Below are 18,488 nucleotides of genomic sequence, written 5' to 3' on the forward strand. Positions count from 1 at the left end.
CGGGGCAAGCCTTTTTGGTTCCTTTTTGCGGGGGTGGCCTTCCACCGTTTGACAAAAGGGACTCGCCCGAGGGGGCGAAACAAGAGACGTCCGAACACTCGGAGCGGCGCGCTACACCCACACCCGACGTCTTTTCAATGACAAAGGGGTGGAGATCGGAGCACAGGCCCAGGGTTCGCGAGCAAGCTCGCTCCTACGAGGCCCGGGGGTTCAGACCCCCGAACACAGCAACCAGGCCACCGCCAGCAGGTAGAACAGCAGCGACCCATCCTCGCCCAGCGGCGAGTGGCGGAAAGTCCGAGCGTTCATGCCTTGACCTCCGCCGACCAGTAGCCCTGGGCATTGCGGAAGGGCTGCCGGGCCATCTGCTCCGGGCGGGTGATGCCGTTGGCGCGCAGGGCGTTGACCAGCGCCGAGAAGGACTTCGCGGTATAGCTCATGGCGGGCTCCTTGCGTTCCGTCAGTGGGATGACGCTTATGAAAGCGCAACGGCCACCCCCGGCGGAAATGGAACTTCCTGCTTTCGACTATTGATGAAATCGATGAAAGGCCCGGCTCACCAGTCCAGTTGCAACTGGCTGTCGAACTGCCGCGGCCGGCCCGTCAGCGGGTCGTTGAAGGCCAGGTGGCGGGCCAGCAGCTGCAGCGGGCGGCTGTAGTCGTCGCTGCGCCGCTGCTCTTCCGGCAGCAGCTGCGGGTAAAGCGGATCGTTGCGCAGCGCGGCGCCCAGGGCGGCCATGTGCACGCGCAGCTGGTGGCGCTTGCCGCTCACCGGGTAGAGCGCGTAGCGCCACCAGTGCTCGCGGCGCTCCAGCACCTCGATGCGGGTTTCGCTGTTGACCGTGCCCTCGGCCTCGCGCATGAGGATGAAGGGTTCGCCGTCCACCAGGCGGCTGCGCCGCACGTGGGGGAATTCCAGCTGCGGCAGCGGCGGGGCGATGGCCTCGTAGCGCTTGTGCATGCGCCGCTCGCGGAACAGCGCCTGGTAGGCGGCGCGGCTGGCCGGGTTGGCGGAGAACAGCACCAGCCCGGCGGTGGGCCGGTCGATGCGGTGCAGCGGCACCAGCAGCGGGTTGTCCAGGCGCCGGGCCAGGCGCGCCAGCAGGGTCTGCTCGACGTACTGGCCGGAGGGCGTCACCGGCAGGAAGTGCGGCTTGTCGGCCACCACCAGGTGCTCGTCGACGTGCAGGATGCGCTCCTCGAAGGGGATCGGCGTTTCCGCCTCCACCTCGCGGAAGTAGTGCACGCGCAAGCCCTCGCGGTAGGGCGTTGTGGCATCCAGGGCGCGGCCTTCGGCATCCAGCACGCGGCCGCGGGCCAGGCGCTGCAGCCAGGTCTCGCGGGGGATCGCCGGGAAGCGCGCGCACAGGCAGTCGAGCACCGTCGACCAGGGGCCGGCCGGCAGGTGCAGGGTGCTGGCGCGGTGCTGGGCGGCGGAAAACGGCTTCTCGGACATGGGCGGCGGCGACGGTCGGGGGCGTGCATTAGGCCGCAGATGGCCGCTATCGTCAAAGGCCGCCCGGCGCCTCAGGCGGGGTTCACTTCGACGGTCACATGGGCCAGCTCCTCGTGCACCCCCAGCAGTGCCTTGAAGTCTTCCGGCCGCGCCGGGCTGGCGGTGCTGAGGCTGAGGATGCAGGCGTACTTGCGCTTGCCCACCCGCCACAGGTGCAGGTCGGTGATGCGCGCCGGGTAGGGGCCGGCGGCGATGGCCTGGCGCACTTCCTCCAGCACCGGCGCGTCCATCTCCGCGTCGAGCAGCACGCGGCTGCTCTGGCGCAGCAGGCCACGGGCCCAGGTCGCCACCAGCACGGCGCCGACGATGCCCATCAGCGGGTCGAGCCAGGCCGCGCCCCAGAGCATGCCGCCGAGCAGCGCGACTATGGCCAGCACCGAAGTGGCGGCGTCGGCCAGCACGTGCAGGTAGGCGGCGCGCAGGTTGAGGTCGTGGCCATGGGCGTGCCCGTGGTCGTGAGGGTGATCGTGGTCATGGTCATGGTCATGATCGTGGTGGTCGCGCAGCAGCCAGGCGCAGGCCAGGTTGACCAGCAGGCCGAGCGCGGCGATGACGATGGCCTGGACATAGTGGATGGGCGAGGGATTGATCAGCCGCGCCAGCGACTCGAACAGCATCAACGCCGCCACGGCGAGCAGCAGCAGGGCGCTGCTGTAGCTGGCCAGCACCTCGATCTTCCAGGTGCCGAAGGCGAAACGCCCGTCGCCCTTCAGGCGCCGCGCCGCGACGTAGGCGAAGAACGCCAGGCCCAGGGCCATGGCGTGGGAACTCATGTGCCAGCCGTCGGCGAGCAGGGCCATGGAGTTGAAGTACCAGCCGCCGGCGATCTCCAGCACCATCATCAGCGCGGTGAGCACCACCGCGCGCAGGGTGTTGCGCTCGGCCAGCGGATTGCTTTCGTGGAAGTCGTGCGGGTGCGACGGGGCAAGGGCGGGGGCTGGCATGCGAGAATGTCCTGGAATCCGTTTCATATACTATACCCCAGTATACTTTCAGGACGTCAGCCCATGGCCCACACCATCCGCGACAAACGCAAGCTGCTCACCCGCATCCGCCGCATCAAGGGGCAAAGCGAGGCGCTGGAACGGGCGCTGGAGAAGGAGGAGGGCGACTGCGCCGCGGTGCTGCAGCAGATCGCGGCGATCCGTGGCGCGGTCAACGGCCTGATGGCCGAGGTGCTGGAGGGGCACCTGCGCGAGCACCTGGCGGCCGAGGCGCGCACGCCGCAGCAGCGCGCGGAAGACCTCGACCAGGTGATGGGCGTGCTGCGTTCCTACCTGAAGTAGCTCAGTGGGACAGCCGCGCGGCCAGTTCGTCGACTTCCTCGGCCCAGTCCGAGTCCTCTTCCAGAGCCTCGCGGATGAACGTCGCCTGGGCTTCGTTCCAGAAGGACGCATCGGCCAGGGCCTGGCCTTCGGGCAGGCGGTGCGCGGCGAGGAAGGCGTCGATCTCCTGGTGGCCGCTGGGCAGGCCCAGTTGCTTGAACAGCTCGGCGAAGGTGTGTGGGGTGGTGTCCATGGTGGGCCTCCTGTGGTCGGTCGTGCATCAACTATAGGCGTTCGGCGCCGGCCGGTCGGCCGCGGAATCGATAGGTGGCTTTCAATTTTCCCGGCATCGGGCAATGATGGCGCAGTCCCTGACATCCCCTCGCGCCAGGCCCGTTCATGAGCTCTCCCGAGCAGCGTCCGCACGCCGTCACCCTGCAGATCGTCTCGATCGTCGTCTTCACCTTCCTGCTGTTCCTGTGCATCGGCTTCCTGCTGCCGGTGCTGCCCGGCTTCGTCCACCACGACCTGGGCTTCGACGCCACCACCGCCGGCGTGGTGATCGGCGCGCAGTACCTGGCGACCCTCGCCTCGCGGCCGCTGGCCGGGCGCCTGACCGACACCCTGGGGGCCAAGCGCGCGGTGATCTACGGCCTGCTGGCGCTGGCCGGCGGCGGCGCGCTGGTACTGCTGGCCACCAGCCTGCAGGCGCTGACCTGGCCGAGCCTGGCGCTGCTGCTGGGCAGCCGCCTGCTGATCGGCTTCGCCCAGGGCCTGATGGGCATCGGCACGGCGAGCTGGGGCATCGCCCGGGTCGGCGCACAGAACACCGCGCGGGTGATCTCCTGGAACGGCATCGTCTGCTACGGCGGCATCGCCCTGGGCGCGCCGCTGGGCGTGGGCATGGCCGCGCACCTGGGGCTGTGGAGCCTGGGCGCCGGCATCCTGGTGCTGGCCGGCCTGGGCCTGCTGCTGGCCCGCGGCAGGGCGCCGGCGCCGATCATCGCCGGCACGCGCATGGCCTTCTTCGCCGTGCTCGGCCGGGTACTCCCCTACGGTATGTGCGTGGCCCTGGGCTCCATCGGCTTCGGCAGCCTGGCCACCTTCATCACCCTCTACTACGGCAGCCGCGGCTGGGCCGACCCGGCCTGGTGCCTGAGCCTGTTCGGCATCAGCTTCGTCGGCGCGCGGCTGCTGCTGTCCTGGACCATCAACCGCTTCGGCGGTTTCAACGTGGCGGTGCTCTGCCTGCTGGTGGAAAGCGCCGGCCTGCTGCTGTTGTGGCAGGCGCCGAGCCCGGCCTTCGCCCTGCTCGGCACGGCGCTGACCGGCGCCGGGCTGTCGCTGGTGTACCCGGCGCTGGGCGTCGAGGCGGTGCTGCGCATCCCCGCCGCCAGCCGCAGTTCGGCGCTGGGCGCCTACGCGCTGTTCTTCGACCTTGCCCTGGGCCTGGCCGGCCCGCTGATGGGCGCGGTGGCCGCGCACTCGGACTACGCCAGCATCTTCCTGGTGGCCGCGGCGCTGGCCGCCTGCGGCTTCCTCATCTGCCTCTGGTTGCTGCGCTTCACCCGCCAGCGCCACGAGGAACTGGAGTTCGACTAGACTGCGGCATCCTTCGCCGCAAGCCCTTCCCATGGACATCGACCTGGCGCGCACCTTCCTGGAAATCGCCCGAGGCGGTAGCTTCGTCGCCGCCGCGCAGCGCCTGCACGTGACCCAGACCACAGTCACCGCGCGGGTGCAGAACCTCGAGGCGCAGCTGGGCTGCCGGCTGTTCCAGCGCAGCCGCGCCGGCGCCCGGCTGACCGCCGACGGCGAGCGCTTCCTCGGCTACGCCAACCAGTTGGTGCAGACCTGGGACGCGGCGCGGCGCGACCTGCCGCTGCCGGCGGGCTACCGCGAGGCGCTGAGCATCGGCGGCGAGCTGAGCCTGAGCAACCCGCTGATGCTCGGCTGGACGGTGCGCCTGCGCCAGCGCATGCCGGCCCTGGCCCTGCACGCCGAGGTCGGCAGCGGCGAGCAGTTGCAGAAGCAGCTGGAGCTGGGCGTGCTCGACGCCGCGCTGGTCTACCGCCCGGACTACTGGCCGGGCATGCAGGTGGAGCAGTTGCTGGAGGAGAAGCTGATCCTGGTGCGCTCGACGCAGCAGCCGGAGCCCTACATCTACATCGACTGGGGCGAGGAATTCCGCCGCCAGCACGACGCCGCGCTGCCGGACCGGGCCCACGCCGCCACCCGCTTCAGCCTCGGCCCGCTGGCCCTGCAGCACCTGCTGCAATGCGGCGGCAGCGGCTACTTCCGCACGCGGGTGGTGCACAGCTACCTGCAGGCCGGGGTGCTGGAGCGGGTGCCGCTGGCGCCGGAATTCATCTACCCGACCTACCTGGTGTACTCCCGCGAGAAGGACTCGCCGGCGCTGCAGAACGCCCTGGCCATCCTCCGCGAAGTGGTGGCCGAGGACATCGACTGGTCGCAGCGCTGGGACTACGAGGCCTAGACCGCCAGCTGCAGGGCCCGCTCGGCCTGCACCTGCGGCTGCAGCCAGAGGTGGCGGAAGGCGGCGATCAGGTCGGTCTGGCTGAGCATGCCCACCAGCCGGCCGGCGTCGTCGACCACCGGCAGGCAGTGCCGGCCCTGGTCGGAGAGCAGCTGGATCAGCTCCGGCAACTGGGCGTCCTCGCGCAGCGATTGCACGCGGTGCGTCATCAGGTTGCCGACGCGCTGGCCGAAGGGCGAGCGCAGGCGGCGCTGGCCGCGGAACAGGTCGCTCAAGGTGAGGATGCCCACCAGGTGGCCGCGGTCGAGCACCGGCAGGGCCTTGAGGTGGTGCTTGTCGAGCAGGCCCCAGGCCTCCTCGATGCGCGCGTCCGGGCTGACCGAGCGAATGTCCCGGGACATGATGTCGCGCGCGCGGATGCCGCCCAGCAGGCGCTCGCTGGCGTGCTTCTCGGCGGCCAGCAGCAGGCGTTCGAGGTCCTCGGGGGTGACGTCGACGAAGCCGCCGGCGCTGGCCAGGGCGCTTTCCAGGTCGTCGGCGTGCAGGCCCAGGCGCTCGCCGGGCAGCGGGTCGGCGGTCAGGTGCGGGTTGCTGGCCGGGGCGGCGAGCTTGCGCGGGTAGGGCGCGCGGGTGAGGTTGTTGTAGAGCAGGGCCACGCCGATCAGCGCCAGCGAGGCCACGCCCACCGGCAGTAGCAGGTGCAGCAACTGCTGGTCCACCAGCGGCCCGCCCAGGGCCAGGCTGAAGGCCATGGCCGTGCTCGGCGGGTGCAGGCAGCGCAGGCCGAGCATCAGCAGCACCGCCACGGCCATGGCCAGCGACGCCTGCGGCCAGCTGTGGCCCAGCCAGTGGCCGAGCAGCAGGCCCACCAGCGCGGCCACCAGGTTGCCGCCCAGCAGCGACCAGGGTTGCGCCAGCGGGCTGGAGGGCACGGCGATGGCCAGCAGGGCGGAGGCGGCCAGCGGCGGGCCGATGCGCAGCACGGTGTCGATGCCGAACAGCCAGGTGCACAAGGGCATGCTCAGGCCCAGGGCCAGGCCGCAGCCGAGCACGGCACGCAGCCAGTCGCGGTTGGACGAGGGCCCGGCGCAGGGCGCCAGGCGGTGCAGCCAGGCGCCGAAGGCAGCGGCTTTCATCGCGGCACCTCGCAAGAGGCGCCGGGAAGGGGGGCAGTCAATGGATGCATGTCACGCAGGCACCGCGCATCACGAATCCGGCCTGGGGCCGGTCGGGCGGGCGCTTCCTTATGGTTGGTCGAGCGGCGATTCGCCGCAGGGGCGAAGGCTGGAGGCCATCCTAGACAGCGTGACGATGCATATCCAATGAATGTTATTGCTGTTTGAGTGCAATAACGATGAAGTGTGGCGAGCCGTCGGGCTCGCCCGCGCAGGGCTCACACCGGCGGGAAGGCCTTGAAGGCTTCCAGCGTCTCGGCGAACGCCGTCCAGTCGCGCAGCGCCGGGTAGTCGCCGGCGGCCACGCGCTCGGCATGCACCAGCTGGATGAAGGTCCAGGCCACGGCGGCGGTCAGGCCGGCCTGGTCCAGGCTGCCGTCGTGCGGCAGCGGCTGGGTCAGCAGCTCCAGTTCCAGGCCGGCGCAGGCGGCGCGCAGTTGCTGGTCCACCCGGGCGTACCAGGCGGGGTCGCGCCGGGCCTCGTCCCGTTGCAGCTCGTAGTACAGCTGCACGGCCTTCTCGCAGGCCGCCAGGCCCAGGCCCAGCAGGCGCGTGGCGCGCACCCGCGCGGCCGGCTCGGCGGGCATCAGGCTGCGCCCGGCCTGGTGTTCGGCCAGGTCGATGATCAGGCTGGAGTCCATCAGCACCTGGCCGTCGTCCAGCACCAGGCTGGGCGCCTTGACCACCGGGTTGATGGCGCGGAATTCCTCGACGTGGCGGAACACCGAGAGCGAGCGGTGGCTGAAGTCGACGTCCAGCAGGCGCAGGCTGATGGCCACGCGGCGGACGTAGGGCGAATCGAGCATTCCGATCAGTTGCATGGAGGCATCCTGTTATTGGAGATTACATGGGGTGGCCGGCTGAAGGGGCCGCGCGTCAGTGCTGTTGTCGCCCAATCTAGCGGCTCGCAAGGGCGGAAAAAATCGACGATTTATAACTGCAAGGGTTAGTGGAACTTACATGAGCGCCTATCCACCCCTGTCCGCGCTGCGCAGCTTCGAGGCCGTGGCCCGGCTCGGCAGCGTGACCCAGGCCGCCGCCGAGCTGCACGTCACCCACTCGGCAGTGAGCCAGCAGGTGCGCCAGCTGGAGGAACTGCTCGGCGTCACCCTGCTGCAGCGCGAGGGCCGCGGCCTGCGCCTGAGCGAGGAGGGCCGGCTCTACGCCTTGCAGGTGCGCCGCGCCCTGCGCGACATCGCCGAGGCCACGCGCCTGGCGCGGGCGCGGCCCAGCGAAGGCGAACTGGTGGTGGCGGTGCTGCCGTCCTTCGCCCAGCAATGGTTGCTGCCGCGCCTGCCGGGCTTCCGCCGGCGCCACCCGCAGTACCGCCTGCGCCTGCTGGCCAGCCTGGAGGTGATCGACCTGCGCCAGGGCCTGGCCGACGTGGCCATCCGCATCGGCCAGGGGCACTGGGAGGGCCTGGCCCAGCAACGCCTGTTCGACGACGAGCTGGTGGCGGTGTGCGCCCCGCACTTCAATGGCGGGCGCCTGCCGCGCACGCCGCAGCAGATCCTCGCCGGCCCGCTGATCCACGGCTTCGAGTCCTGGCTGCCCTGGTGCCAGGCGGCGGGCGTGGCGCTGCCCGAGGGCGACGGCCTGTTCACCGTCAACGACTCCAACCTGGTGGTGGAGGCCCTGCGCCTGGGCCTGGGCGTGAGCGTCGAACGGCGCAGCCTGGTGGCCGGCGCCCTGGCCCGCGGCGAGCTGGTGCAGCTGGGCGAGGTCAGCGCACCCTATGCCTACCCCTACTGGCTGGTATGGCCGCAGCGGGAGGAGACCCGGGCCAAGGTGGCGGTGTTCGCCGAGTGGCTGGCGGAGGAGGTGGAGGGGTACCTGGCGTAGGGCGAATGACCGTTCGCGGTTATCCGCCGTTGGCCGTGCCACCGGGGTGTCCGGCGTGGGCGGTGAGACCAATCGCGGACGGAGTCCGCTCCTACGCGGGCCGAGCCATGCCATTCCCCTGTAGGAGCGCGCCCTGCGCGCGATTCGCGGGCAGGGCCCGCTCCTACGTCCGTGCTTCCTGAAACCGTAGGAGCAACTTTGTCCGCGATTTGGCGGATAACGCCGTAGGCGTTATGCGCCCTACGAGTTATCGCGAACGTGGGGAGTCAGGGTTCGCGAGCAAGCTCGCTCCTACGAAAAGCAAAAGCGCGTCAGCTCTGGCTCTGGCTTTTGGACTTCCAGAGAAATATCCGAGCGCACCGGAACGCCCCTTCAGAAGGCCGAGCGAAACCGGCGCTCAGGAGGTCATGCGACATGGATGTCGCTAGAGCCCCGATGGGCTACAGGGATGTACCCTCGGGGCGGGCCTCCGTGGCGGGGGAGTTCGCGAGGGTAGCCCGGCTCCATCGGGCCCGTATGCGGGGCAAGCCTTCTTGGTTACTTCTTTGGCGTTTGAAAGAAGTGACTCGCCCGAGGGGGCGAAACGAGAGACACCCACGCACTCGGAGCGGCGCGCTACACCCAAACCCAATAGACAGTTGCTCCTACGTCCGTGCTTCCTGAAACCGTAGGAGCAACTTTGTCCGCGATTTGGCGGATAACGCCGTAGGCGTTATGCGCCCTACACGAGAAACATCAACGCGCTCGGAGCGGCGCGCTACACCCAAACCTGACATCTTTTCTGGGGCCCGCATTCGCGGGAATGACAAGGTTAGGTTGGGGGCGGGGACCAACCTCGCGACACAGAACGTCGCCCCGCCCCGATACAATCACCCCGTGGAAAAACCTCCCGACCCACCCCGGCTTCTGCTCAAATGCCGGGCACACCGGCAAACCTGGAGAGACGATGAGCGAAGCCCTGAGCCCCGGCCTGATGGTCATCCACGGCAACCACCCCGAGGCGCTGCGCGACCTGCTGGTGGCCTGGATGGCGCGCTACCCGCTGGCGCCGCTGGAAAGCGAGACCATCCTGGTGCAGAGCAACGGCATCGCCCAATGGCTGAAGCTGGCCCTGGGCCGCGACGTCGCCGACGGCGGCTGCGGCATCACCGCGGCGCTGGACGTGCAGCTGCCCGCGCAGTTCCTCTGGCGCGCCTACCGTGGCGCGCTGGGCAAGGACGAAGTGCCGGAGGTCTCGGTGCTGGACAAGGCGCCGCTCACCTGGCGCCTGATGCGCCTGCTGCCGACCCTGCTGGAGCGCGACGAATTCCACGCCCTGCGCCGCTTCCTCGCCGACGACGCCGACCTGCGCAAGCGCTACCAGCTGGCCGAGCGCCTGGCCGACCTGTTCGACCAGTACCAGGTGTACCGCGCCGACTGGCTGGAGGACTGGAGCGAGCAGCGCGACCAGTTGCGCACCGCCAACGGCAGCCTCCGCGCGCTGGGCGAGGACGAGCGCTGGCAGGCCGAGCTGTGGCGCGCCCTGCTGGCGGAAGTGGGCGAGGACGGCCTGGCCGGCAGCCGTGCCGGAGTGCACCGGCGCTTCCTCGATCGCCTGCGCGAAGGCACGCCGCCCCAGGGCCTGCCGCGCCGGGTGGTGGTGTTCGGCATTTCCGCCATGCCGGCGCAGACGGTGGAGGCCCTGGCCGCGCTGTCGCGCATCGCCCAGGTGCTGCTGTGCGTGCACAACCCCTGCCGCCACCACTGGGCCGACATCGTCGCCGACAAGGACCTGCTGCGCCACGAGTACCGCCGCCAGCAGCGCCGCCCCGGGGTGCCGCTGCAACTGGACGACGACCTCCAGCACCAGTACGCCCAGCCGCTGCTGGCGGCTTGGGGCAAGCAGGGCCGCGACTACATCAACCTGCTCGACCAGTACGACAACCCCGAGAGCTACCGCAGCCGTTTCGGCGAGGTCAGCGGCGGGCGCATCGACCTGTTCAGCGAGGCGCCGCCGGCGCACCTGCTCGGCCAGTTGCAGGACGACATCCTCGAACTGCGCCCGCTGGCCGAGACCCGCGCGCAATGGCCGGCGCCGGACCCGGCGCGGGACCACTCGATCCGCTTCCAGGTCGCCCACAGCGCGCAACGCGAAGTGGAGGTGCTGCACGACCAGCTGCTGGCGCGCTTCGACGCCGACCCCACGCTGCGCCCGCGCGACGTCATCGTCATGGTCCCCGACATCGACGCCTACGCGCCGCACGTCCAGGCGGTGTTCGGCCAGCTCGGGCGCGACGACCGGCGCTTCATCCCCTACACCCTGGCCGACCAGGGCCAGCGCGGCCGCGAGCCGCTGCTGGTGGCCCTGGAGCACCTGCTGCAACTGCCCGACAGCCGCTTCGCGGTGAGCGAGATCCTCGACCTGCTGGACGTCGGCGCCCTGCGCGCGCGCTTCGGCATCGCCGAGGCCGACCTGTCGCTGCTGCAGCGCTGGATCGACGGCGCCGGGGTGCGCTGGGGCCTGGATGGCGAGCAGCGCGAGGACCTCGGCCTGCCCGCCGCCGAAGAGGCCAATACCTGGCGCTTCGGCTTGCGGCGCATGCTGCTGGGCTTCGCGGTGGGCGAGGGCGAGGCCTTCCAGGGCATCCAGCCCTACGCCGAGATCGGCGGGCTGGACGCCGCCGTGCTCGGTCCCCTGGCCGGCCTGCTGCAGCGGCTGGCAGCAGCCTGCGAGCAGTTGGCCGAGCCAGCCGCGCCCGAGGTCTGGCGCGAGCGCCTGCGCCAGTTGCTCGACGACTTCTTCCTGACCCGCGACGAGCACGACGAACTGCTGCGCCAGCAACTGCTGCAACTGCTCGAACGCTGGCTGGAAACCTGCGAGCGCGCCGCCTTCGGCGAGCCGCTGCCGCTCTCGGTGGTGCGCGAGGCCTGGCTCGGCGGCCTGGACGCCGGCGGCCTGAACCAGCGCTTCCTGGCCGGCGCGGTGAGCTTCTGCACGCTGATGCCGATGCGCGCCATTCCCTTCCGCGTGGTCTGCCTGCTGGGCATGAACGACGGCGACTACCCGCGCCAGCAACCGCCGCTGGACTTCGACCTGATGCGCAACGACTACCGCCCCGGCGACCGCTCGCGGCGCGAGGACGACCGCTACCTGCTGCTCGAAGCCGTGCTCTCGGCGCGCGACCAGCTGTACGTCAGCTGGGTCGGGCGGAGCATCCGCGACAACAGCGAGCGCCCGCCATCGGTGCTGATCGGCCAGCTGCGCGACCACCTGGCGGCCGGCTGGTCGCTGGCCGGCCAGCCCGGCGACGGCAAGGCGCTGCTGCAGGCGCTGACCACCGAGCACCCGCTGCAACCCTTCAGCCGCCGCTATTTCGAAGGGCGGGGCGAGGGCGTCGATGGCTTCTACACCTATGCCCGCGAATGGCGCGAGGTGCACCGCGACGACGAACCGGCCGAACAGGCCGAGGCACCGCTGCCGGAACTGCTACCGGACGCGCCCATCGGCCTGCGGGTGCTCGCCGACTTCCTCGCCAGCCCGGTCAACGCCTTCTTCCAGCAGCGCCTGAAGGTGCGCTTCGCCGAGGAAGACCTGACCGGCCACGACGAGGAGACTTTCGCCCTCGACGGCCTGCAGGTCTGGCAACTGCAGTTCGAACTCTGCGAGCGCCTGCGCCCGTGGATCGAGAACCACTGGGCCGACGGTGAACTGCCCGGCCGCATCGAAGGGCAACTGGCGCGTTTGCGCGGCGAGGGGCGCCTGCCGCTGGCGGCCTTCGGCGCCTTCTCCGCCCGTGAGCTGAGCGCCCCGCTGGGCGAGCTGCTGAGGCGCTACCGCGAGGAACTGGAGCACTGGAGCGAAGCCGAGGAAGGCCAGCGCGAGCTTATCCACAGGCACCCGGCCAGCGGCGTGGAGCTGGGCGACTGGCTCGGCGGCCTGCGGCGCAACGCCGAGGGCCAGTGGGCCAGCCTGCAACTGGTCAGCGGCAAGCTGCACGAAGGCCGCGGCTACAAGTGGCACAGCCTGGTGCGCCACTGGGTGCGCCACCTGGGCCTGCAACTGTGCGGCACGCCGGTGCGCAGCCTGCTGGTCAGCCAGACCGGCACCCTGGAACTGCCGCCGCTGGCGGCGGCCACCGCCCGCGGCCACCTGGACGCGCTGATCGCCGCCTGGCTCGAAGGCCTGCGCCGGCCGCTGCCGGTGGCCTGCAAGGCGGCCTTCGCCTGGCTCGGCGCAGGCACTGACGAGGCCCGCGCCGCCAGCGAGGCGGCCAAGCGCTACGACGGCGGCTTCGGCAGCAGCGGCGAGGTGGCTTCCTCGCCGGCCCTGGCGCGGGTCTACCCGGACTTCGCCAGCCTCGACGCCAGCGGCGAATTCGCCACCTGGGCCGAGACCCTCTACGGCCCGCTGTACCAGCTGCTGCAACGCCGCGACGACGAGGAGCAAGGTCAATGAGCCGCGAACTGCGCGCCCTGGAATTCCCCCTGCACGGCAGCCGGCTGATCGAGGCCAGCGCCGGCACCGGCAAGACCTTCACCATCGCCCTGCTGTACCTGCGCCTGGTGCTCGACCACGGCGGCGAACTGGCCTTCGGCCGGCCGCTGAGCCCGCCGGAAATCCTCGTGGTGACCTTCACCGACGCCGCCACCCAGGAGCTGCGCGAACGCATCCGCGCGCGCCTGGGCGAAGCCGCCAACTGCTTCGCCGAGCCGGCGCTGGCGCACGACGCGCTGCTGGTCGAGCTACGCGCCAGCTACCCGCAGGAGCGCTGGCCCGGCTGCGCGCGCCTGCTGCGCCTGGCCGCGGAATGGATGGACGAGGCCGCCGTGTCGACCATCCACAGCTGGTGCTACCGCATGCTCCGCGAGCACGCCTTCGACAGCGGCAGCCTGTTCACCCAGGACCTGATCACCGACCAGAGCGAACTGCTCGCCGAAGTGGTGCGCGACTACTGGCGGCGCAACTTCTACCCGCTGCCGGCGCCGGCGGCGAAGGTCGTCGGCGACATCTACAAGGGCGGCCCCGAGGCCCTGGCGCGCCTGCTGCAGCCGTTGCTGGCGCAGCAGGAAGCCGGCTTCCGCTACGCCGACCAACCGCTGAGCGCGCCCGGCTCGCTGCGCGAGCTGCTGGAGGAAACCGGCGCCTTCTACGCGCGCCTGGACGAACTGGAGCAACAGGCCCGCGCCGCCTGGGCCGCCGATGCCCAGGGCCTGCGCCAGCTGCTCGTCGACCTGCGGCCGCAGCTCAACGGCAACAGCTACCGCAACAAGGACGACGACGCCGTCTTCGAAGGCTGGCTGCAGGCCCTGGAGGCCTGGAGCGCCGGCGGCGCGGCGCCGGACAACCTGGTCCGCTTCGGCCAGACACGGATCAAGGTGAAGGCCAAGGCGGTGGTGCCCGAGCATCCCGCCTTCAGGGCCATCGACGCCTGGGTGGAGGCCGCCGAGCAGCAGCCGGACATCGCCCCGCAGCTGCTGCTGCACGCCCTGGGCGAAGTCAGCCGCGCCCTGGAGGCGGAGAAGCAGCGCCGCGCCGAACTGGGCTTCGACGACCTGCTGGCGCGCCTGGACCGCGCCCTGGCCGGCCCCGGCGGCGAGCACCTGGCCGAGCGCATCCGCCAGCAGTTCCCGGTGGCGCTGATCGACGAGTTCCAGGACACCGACCCGCTGCAGTACCGCATCTTCGAGCGCATCTACCGCATCGCCGACAACCCCCGGGAAGACTCTCTAGAGAAGCGGGGGGGCCTGTTCATGATCGGCGACCCCAAGCAGGCGATCTACGCCTTCCGCGGCGCCGACATCCACACCTACCTGCGCGCCCGCGCCGCCACCGCCGGGCGCCACTACACCCTGGGCACCAACTACCGCTCGACCCTCGCCGTGGTGGAGGCGGTGAACCACTGCTTCGCCTTCGCCGAGGGCCACGAGCGCGGCGCCTTTCGCTTCGCCGCCGAGGGCGACAACCCGGTGCCGTTCCAGGCGGTGGCCGCCAAGGGCCGCGACGAGCGCCTGCTGATCGACGGCGAAGAAGCCGCGGCGCTGACCCTCTGGCAACTGGAGAACGACGGCCAGGTGGTCGGCAGCCGGCTGTACCGCGAACAGATGGCCGCCAGCGCCGCCAGCGCCATCCGCCACTGGCTGAGCCTGGCCCAGCAGGGCCGCGCCGGGCTGTACAAGGCCGACGGCACGGGCCGCGCGCTGCGCCCGGCGGACATCGCCATCCTGGTCCGCGGGCGCAGCGAGGCCGAGGCGGTGCGCGCGGAACTGGCGGCGCGGCGCCTGGCCAGCGTCTACCTGTCCGACCGCGACTCGGTGTTCGACAGCCCCGAGGCCGGCGACCTGCTGCACTGGCTGCGCGCCTGCGCCGAGCCGGGCAACGACGCCCTGCTGCGCAGCGCCCTGGCCACCCGCACCCTGGGCCTGGGCTGGCAGACCCTGGAGCGGCTGAACCAGGACGAGCGCTTCTGGGAAGGCATGCTCATGCGCTTCCGCGAGTACCGCAGCCAGTGGCAGCAGCAGGGCGTGCTGCCGATGCTGCGGCGCCTGCTGGCCGACTTCGAGCTGCCGGCGCGGCTGCTGCGCCGCGCCGACGGCGAACGCAGCCTGACCAACCTGCTGCACCTGGCCGAGTGGCTGCAGCGCGAGGCCGCCGAGCTGGACGGCGAGCACGCCCTGCTGCGGGTGCTGGCCGAACAGCTGGCCAGCCCGTCGAGCGAGGAAATCCTCCGTCTGGAAAGCGACGCCGACCTGATCAAGGTGGTGACCATCCACAAGTCCAAGGGCCTGGAATACCCGCTGGTGCTGCTGCCCTTCATCTGCAGCTGGAAGGAGCTGGACGGCAAGAGCCAGACGCCGCCCAGCTTCCAGGGCGAGGACGGCAAGGTGATCGAACTGGCGCGCGGCAAGGACCTGGCCGAGGCCGCCTACCGCCTGGCCAACGACGAACGCCTGGGCGAGGACATGCGCCTGCTCTACGTGGCCCTGACCCGCGCCCGCCACGCCCTGTGGCTGGGCGTGGCGCCGCTGGTGGCGGGCAACGCGAAGAACCCCGAGCTGCACAAGGGCGCCTTCGGCTACCTGCTGGGCGGCGGCGCGGCCATCGCCCTGGACGGCTTCGCCGGCTGCCTGCAGGCCCTGGGCGGCGGCTGCCCCGGCATCCGCATCGAACCCGTGCCGGCGGTGGACGCCACGGCCTACGACGAGACCCGCGCCGGCCAGCTCGGCCAGGCCCGCGAGCCGCAGCGGCGGGTGGCGGAGAAATGGTGGATCGCCAGCTATTCCGCCCTGGCCACCCTGGATGCCGAAAGCGAGGCGCCGGCGCCGGCCAGCGAACCCATCAGCGCCGAGGAAGCCACCCTGCGCGAAGGCGACGCCGACAGCGCCGCAGCCGAACTGGCCCAGGCCGCGCCGGCCGCCGGCAGCCTGCACGCCTTCCCGCGCGGGCCCAACCCCGGCAGCTTCCTCCACGGCCTGCTGGAATGGGCCGCCGACGAAGGCTTCGCCGCCGTGGCGCAGCAGCCCGAGGCCCTGCGCGACCTCATCGCCCGGCGCTGCCAGCTGCGCGGCTGGGAAGCCTGGATCGAACCCCTGGCGCAATGGCTGCCGGCCTACCTGCAGGCCGGCTTCGCGCTGCCCGATGCCGCGCCGGTGCGACTGGCGGCCCTGGCCAGCTACCAGAAGGAAATGGAGTTCTGGTTCGCCGTGAAACCCACCGACAGCGCCCGCCTGGACGCCGCCGTGCGCGCCCAGGTGCTGCCCGGCGAGGCGCGCCCGGCGCTGCAGCCGACGCAGCTGGGCGGCATGCTCAAGGGCTTCATCGACCTGGTCTTCGAACACGAGGGGCGCTACTACGTGGCCGACTACAAATCCAACTGGCTCGGCCCGGACGCCGCGGCCTACACCCCGCAGGCCCTGCGCGCGGCCGTGCTGGAGCACCGCTACGACCTGCAGTACGCGCTCTACCTGTTCGCCCTGCACCGCCTGCTCAAGGCGCGCCTGGCGGACTACGACTACGACCGCCACGTGGGCGGCGCGCTCTACCTGTTCCTGCGCGGCGGCGAGCAGGGCGTGTTCCACGAACGCCCGCCCAGGGCGCTGATGGAGGCGCTGGAAGCGCTGTTCAGCCACGCCGCCGAGGAGGTGCCGGCATGACCCGCGACCAGCTGCTCGAACTGCTCGGCCAGTGGGCCGGGCGCGGCTGGCTGCGCGAGCTGGACCGTGCCTTCGCCGCCTTCCTGGTGGAACAGGTGCCCGACGCCGAGCCGCTGCTGATCCTCGCCGCCGCCCTGGCCAGCCACCAGCTGGGCCGCGGCCACGTGTGCCTGGACCTGGCCGCGACTCTCGCCGACAGCCGCTTCGCCCTGTCGCTGCCGCCGGACGGCGAGCTGGAAGGCACGCCGCTGACGCTGCCGGGCGAGCTGCTCGACGGCCTCGACCTGGCCGCCTGGCAGGCCGCCCTGGCCGACCCGCGCCTGGTGGGCGAGGGGCCCGGCGCCACGCCGCTGGTGCTGGCCGGCCCGCGCCTGTACCTGCGCCGCTACTGGCAATACGAGCGCGAGGTGCGCGCCGGCATCGACCAGCGCCTGGCGCGCGGCGAGGCCCTGCGCGCGGCGCTGCCGGTGGACGCGCTGCGCCAGGCGCTGGATGCGCTCTTCCCGAAAAGACCGGGAGCCCCGGCGGACTGGCAGAAGCTGGCCTGCGCCCTGGCTGCCGGCAACGCCTTCGGCATCGTCACCGGCGGCCCCGGCACCGGCAAGACCACCACGGTGGTGCGCCTGCTGGCGCTGCTGCAGAGCCTGGCCCTGGGCGGCGAGGGCGGGCGGCCGCTGCGCATCCGCCTGGCCGCGCCCACCGGCAAGGCCGCGGCGCGGCTCAACGAGTCCATCGCCAACGCGGTGGACCGGCTCGACCTCGGCGCCTTCGCCAACGGCGAGGAAGTGCGCAAGCAGGTGCCCAAGGAAGTCACCACCCTGCACCGCCTGCTCGGCAGCCGCCCGGACAGCCGCCAGTTCCGCCACCACCCCGGCAACCCGCTGGCGCTGGACCTGCTGGTGGTGGACGAGGCCTCCATGGTCGACCTGGAAATGATGGCCGCGCTGCTCGGCGCGCTGCCGGACAAGGCGCGGCTGATCCTGCTCGGCGACAAGGACCAGTTGGCCTCGGTGGAGGCCGGCGCGGTGCTCGGCGAGCTGTGCAGCCGCGCCCGCGAGGGCCACTACCGCCCGGCCACCCGCGACTGGCTGCAGGCGGTCAGCGGCGAGCCCGTCGACGACGACCTGCTCGACCCCCGGGGCCAGCCCCTGGACCAGGCCGTGGCCATGCTGCGCCACAGCCACCGCTTCAGTTCCGCCAGCGGCATCGGTCAGCTCGCCGAGGCGGTCAACGCCGGCGACGTGGCGGCCATGCGCGCGGTCTGGGAACACGGCTACGCCGACCTGGCGCGCCTGGCCCTGGATGCCCGCGACAGCCGCGGCCTGCGCGAACTGGTGGTGGAGGGCGGCGGCCGCTACTTCCTCGACGCCGCCGCCCGCGCCGGCGTGGCGCCGCCCCAGGGCTACCGCCACTACCTGCAGGTGCTGCGCGATACCCGGCCGGCCCTGGACGCCACCCAGGCCGACTTCGACGCCTGGGCCGCGCGGGTGCTCGCCGCCCACGGCCAGTTCCAGGTGCTCTGCGCCCTGCGCCGCGGGCCCTGGGGCGTGGACGGGCTGAACCTGCGCATCGCCGAGCTGCTGCAGGACGAGGGGCTGATCCAGCCCCATGGTGGCGCCTGGTACCTCGGCCGCCCGCTGCTGGTCACGCGCAACGACTACGGCCTGGGGCTGATGAACGGCGACATCGGCATCACCCTGGCACTGCCCCGGGAAGAGGACGGCGAGCGCCAGTGGCCGCTGCGGGTGGCCTTCGCCGACGGCCGCGGCGGCATCAAGTGGGTGCTGCCCAGCCGCCTGCAGGCGGTGGAGACGGTGTTCGCCATGACCGTGCACAAGTCCCAGGGCTCGGAATTCACCCATGCCGCCCTGGTGCTGCCCGACGCCCTCAACCCCATCCTCACCCGCGAGCTGGTGTACACCGGCATCACCCGCGCGCGCAGCTGGTTCAGCCTGGCCAGCGCCGGGCGCGGCCAGTGGGTGCTGGAAGCGGCCATCGAGCGGCGGGTGCAGCGGGCCAGCGGGTTGCTGGAGTAGGAGTTGCGACGGGTTTCACAATTAGAA

Annotated in this window: 13 protein-coding genes; 7 read left to right on the forward strand and 6 right to left on the reverse strand. The window is 71.5% G+C overall.

Going from position 1 to position 18,488, the window contains the following annotated elements:
- Nucleotides 1–305: 305 nt before the first annotated feature.
- The 3 genes from VV867_RS11430 to dmeF form a co-directional block, all read right to left on the reverse strand.
- On the reverse strand, nucleotides 306–440 hold the full coding sequence (locus VV867_RS11430) for a hypothetical protein (RefSeq protein WP_009618002.1): 135 nt from the start codon (nucleotides 438–440) through the stop codon (nucleotides 306–308).
- Nucleotides 441–556: 116 nt separating this feature from the next.
- Nucleotides 557–1,456: a pseudouridine synthase gene (locus VV867_RS11435; protein WP_328566407.1), complete on the reverse strand. Its 900-nt coding sequence runs from the start codon at nucleotides 1,454–1,456 to the stop codon at nucleotides 557–559.
- A 71-nt stretch (nucleotides 1,457–1,527) separates the two neighbouring features.
- On the reverse strand, nucleotides 1,528–2,460 hold the full coding sequence (gene dmeF, locus VV867_RS11440) for a CDF family Co(II)/Ni(II) efflux transporter DmeF (protein ID WP_328566408.1): 933 nt from the start codon (nucleotides 2,458–2,460) through the stop codon (nucleotides 1,528–1,530).
- 63 nt (nucleotides 2,461–2,523) lie between these two features.
- Between dmeF and VV867_RS11445 the strand changes: the two genes are divergently transcribed.
- Complete coding sequence (locus tag VV867_RS11445; RefSeq protein ID WP_275627501.1) at nucleotides 2,524–2,802, forward strand: metal/formaldehyde-sensitive transcriptional repressor; 279 nt, start codon at nucleotides 2,524–2,526, stop codon at nucleotides 2,800–2,802.
- 1 nt (nucleotide 2,803) lies between these two features.
- On the opposite strand, the gene VV867_RS11450 is transcribed toward VV867_RS11445, so the two are convergent.
- Entirely contained in the window at nucleotides 2,804–3,034 is a 231-nt protein-coding gene (locus tag VV867_RS11450; RefSeq protein ID WP_328566409.1) for a DUF2789 domain-containing protein, read from the reverse strand.
- Nucleotides 3,035–3,180: 146 nt separating this feature from the next.
- Here VV867_RS11450 and VV867_RS11455 point away from each other — a divergent pair, with 146 nt between their 5' ends.
- Together VV867_RS11455 and VV867_RS11460 are read left to right on the forward strand one after the other, a co-directional pair.
- Nucleotides 3,181–4,383: an MFS transporter gene (locus tag VV867_RS11455; RefSeq protein ID WP_328566410.1), complete on the forward strand. Its 1,203-nt coding sequence runs from the start codon at nucleotides 3,181–3,183 to the stop codon at nucleotides 4,381–4,383.
- 31 nt (nucleotides 4,384–4,414) lie between these two features.
- Nucleotides 4,415–5,278 (forward strand): LysR family transcriptional regulator, encoded by an 864-nt coding sequence (locus VV867_RS11460; protein ID WP_089390697.1) that lies wholly within the window; start codon nucleotides 4,415–4,417, stop codon nucleotides 5,276–5,278.
- On the opposite strand, the gene VV867_RS11465 is transcribed toward VV867_RS11460, so the two are convergent.
- Nucleotides 5,275–6,414, reverse strand: coding sequence for an HPP family protein (locus tag VV867_RS11465; protein ID WP_275627498.1), 1,140 nt, complete (start codon nucleotides 6,412–6,414; stop codon nucleotides 5,275–5,277). The genes VV867_RS11460 and VV867_RS11465 overlap by 4 nt on opposite strands.
- Nucleotides 6,415–6,671: 257 nt before the next feature.
- Nucleotides 6,672–7,274, reverse strand: coding sequence for a glutathione S-transferase family protein (locus VV867_RS11470; RefSeq protein WP_328566411.1), 603 nt, complete (start codon nucleotides 7,272–7,274; stop codon nucleotides 6,672–6,674).
- Between the two features lie 139 nt (nucleotides 7,275–7,413).
- Between VV867_RS11470 and VV867_RS11475 the strand changes: the two genes are divergently transcribed.
- From VV867_RS11475 to recD, 4 genes are all read left to right on the forward strand, one after another.
- Nucleotides 7,414–8,295: a LysR substrate-binding domain-containing protein gene (locus VV867_RS11475; protein WP_109932527.1), complete on the forward strand. Its 882-nt coding sequence runs from the start codon at nucleotides 7,414–7,416 to the stop codon at nucleotides 8,293–8,295.
- Nucleotides 8,296–9,241: 946 nt separating this feature from the next.
- Nucleotides 9,242–12,730: an exodeoxyribonuclease V subunit gamma gene (gene recC, locus VV867_RS11480; protein WP_328566412.1), complete on the forward strand. Its 3,489-nt coding sequence runs from the start codon at nucleotides 9,242–9,244 to the stop codon at nucleotides 12,728–12,730.
- Nucleotides 12,727–16,425, forward strand: coding sequence for an exodeoxyribonuclease V subunit beta (gene recB / locus VV867_RS11485; protein ID WP_328566413.1), 3,699 nt, complete (start codon nucleotides 12,727–12,729; stop codon nucleotides 16,423–16,425). Before recC ends, recB begins: the two co-directional genes overlap by 4 nt.
- A complete protein-coding gene (gene recD, locus VV867_RS11490) occupies nucleotides 16,422–18,461 on the forward strand; it encodes an exodeoxyribonuclease V subunit alpha (RefSeq protein ID WP_328566414.1) in 2,040 nt (679 codons plus the stop codon). Before recB ends, recD begins: the two co-directional genes overlap by 4 nt.
- Nucleotides 18,462–18,488: the final 27 nt, after the last annotated feature.

This window comes from Pseudomonas sp. JH-2 (assembly GCF_036231725.1).
GTDB lineage: Bacteria > Pseudomonadota > Gammaproteobacteria > Pseudomonadales > Pseudomonadaceae > Pseudomonas > Pseudomonas delhiensis.

Excerpts from the sequence above, each read along its gene's own strand:
- VV867_RS11430 (WP_009618002.1), bottom strand. The coding sequence starts at position 440 with ATGAGCTATACCGCGAAGTCCTTCTCGGCGCTGGTCAACGCCCTGCGC.
- VV867_RS11435 (WP_328566407.1), bottom strand. The coding sequence starts at position 1,456 with ATGTCCGAGAAGCCGTTTTCCGCCGCCCAGCACCGCGCCAGCACCCTG.
- dmeF (WP_328566408.1), bottom strand. The coding sequence starts at position 2,460 with ATGCCAGCCCCCGCCCTTGCCCCGTCGCACCCGCACGACTTCCACGAA.
- VV867_RS11445 (WP_275627501.1), top strand. The coding sequence starts at position 2,524 with ATGGCCCACACCATCCGCGACAAACGCAAGCTGCTCACCCGCATCCGC.
- VV867_RS11450 (WP_328566409.1), bottom strand. The coding sequence starts at position 3,034 with ATGGACACCACCCCACACACCTTCGCCGAGCTGTTCAAGCAACTGGGC.
- VV867_RS11455 (WP_328566410.1), top strand. The coding sequence starts at position 3,181 with ATGAGCTCTCCCGAGCAGCGTCCGCACGCCGTCACCCTGCAGATCGTC.
- VV867_RS11460 (WP_089390697.1), top strand. The coding sequence starts at position 4,415 with ATGGACATCGACCTGGCGCGCACCTTCCTGGAAATCGCCCGAGGCGGT.
- VV867_RS11465 (WP_275627498.1), bottom strand. The coding sequence starts at position 6,414 with ATGAAAGCCGCTGCCTTCGGCGCCTGGCTGCACCGCCTGGCGCCCTGC.
- VV867_RS11470 (WP_328566411.1), bottom strand. The coding sequence starts at position 7,274 with ATGCAACTGATCGGAATGCTCGATTCGCCCTACGTCCGCCGCGTGGCC.
- VV867_RS11475 (WP_109932527.1), top strand. The coding sequence starts at position 7,414 with ATGAGCGCCTATCCACCCCTGTCCGCGCTGCGCAGCTTCGAGGCCGTG.
- recC (WP_328566412.1), top strand. The coding sequence starts at position 9,242 with ATGAGCGAAGCCCTGAGCCCCGGCCTGATGGTCATCCACGGCAACCAC.
- recB (WP_328566413.1), top strand. The coding sequence starts at position 12,727 with ATGAGCCGCGAACTGCGCGCCCTGGAATTCCCCCTGCACGGCAGCCGG.
- recD (WP_328566414.1), top strand. The coding sequence starts at position 16,422 with ATGACCCGCGACCAGCTGCTCGAACTGCTCGGCCAGTGGGCCGGGCGC.